Here is a 1,419-nt window from a genome sequence, read left to right on the forward strand (position 1 = left end):
CCTAATGCCGCTAAGTTAAGCTTTCTTAGTTAGTCGTTTCTCTGGATATCGCTGCGCCACCGCTTTAACGACCCGGTCGAATTTCCGGCCGGGTCGTTGTGCCTTCAGGTCGAGTACCAGCCTATCGCGCAGGCGTTTGAGTCTGGCCGGAATGGTTCCCGGCGAGGTTGCTCGCCCGATCGTCATCAGTTCGTTCTGAATGGTGGTCAGGGCTAGGAGGAAACTGATCGAGGTGGGTTCGCATTTGGCTTCCAATGCCGCCTTGGCCATTTCAATGCGAATCAAATTGTAGGCGATCATCGCGCCCCAGATCTCTTGCTCAGTGCCTTCGACGCTCATGCTGCGCAACGTCAGCGCCGATCCCAGCATGGACTGTTTCAATTCCCTGTAGCTGGTCTCGATGCGCCAGCGCCGCTGGTAACAAGCAGCCAAGTCGGCACGTTTGATCAATTTGCGGTCTGTGAGCGAAGTAAGCAGGTGGCGCGGTTTGCCGCCGTCGCCGTCGTCCACCTTTACCGCCCGCGCGCGCCACGTTTTGGGCAAATTAGGGTCGGCCTTTCTGGCCTGCGCCGAGATCGCCATTTCCACCAACGCGTCCTCTTCGGTGCCTTCCACCACGGTCCATTTGGTATTGGTTTTCGCTGGAATAAGGAAGTGGCGATTGTTGCCGCCCGTGGTTAAATTGGACAACAACTGCGCCGAGAAGAAACCCCGATCAAACACGGTGAGCGAGTCGTCGGGCACGCTGGCGAGCAGGTCGTGGGCATGCGTCATCTCGCTAACGCTGTAGCGGCCAAAGCGGGCGTCTCGGATGAGCTGGGTATCGGCCATCATCAAGGTGACCGCCCGCGTTTGCGGATAACTGGCCACCTTCTCGTTGGGATAATTCTGCGCGCCAAAATGTTCGCGGTTGGCCGCGCTGTCGGCCAGGCGCAGCGTCGTGCCATCCATGGCCAGCAGGTGCAATCCCTTGAAAAGATAATGGGCTTCGTCATGAACAATCCACTGCCGGGCCGACTTCTCGAACAGCCATTTTAGCGGCTCGGCGCCTACGCGCTGGCGCGCCTGGGTCGTGGCGCTGGAGGTGATGCAACGATCAGCCAGTTCCGGCAGCGCCAAGTCGAGGCTGTCGACGATGTCCTTGACCGATAAATGCCGGTACAAAGCCAACGAAATGACGAGCCAAACGACCTGCTGCGCCGGCAGGCGCCGTGACCGGATGCTGGCCTTGTCAGTGGCTGCCAGCGCCCCTTCGACCCATTCGTAAGGTAAATGTGCGCCTAGCCGCCTCCAGTCGGGCGGGCTTGGAAGGTCGACAGCGAGGGAAATGGTATCTGATAGCATCGTGCAGAAAGTTAACACTTCCGGCAGTCGTTTACAAGAAAAATGCCGCTAAGAGCTTAACTTAGCGGCATTAGG

The 1,419-nt window shown here is 58.4% G+C and carries 1 protein-coding gene; it reads right to left on the minus strand.

Annotated elements, in window-relative coordinates; translation table 11 throughout:
- Window positions 1-15: 15 nt before the first annotated feature.
- Window positions 16-1,344 (minus strand): IS4 family transposase, encoded by a 1,329-nt coding sequence (locus J2X54_RS25665; protein WP_310184699.1) that lies wholly within the window; start codon window positions 1,342-1,344, stop codon window positions 16-18.
- Between the last annotated feature and the right edge of the window lie 75 nt (window positions 1,345-1,419).

Origin of the sequence: Duganella sp. 3397, from assembly GCF_031456625.1 — a bacterium.
In the GTDB taxonomy this organism is placed as follows: domain Bacteria; phylum Pseudomonadota; class Gammaproteobacteria; order Burkholderiales; family Burkholderiaceae_D; genus Rugamonas; species Rugamonas phyllosphaerae.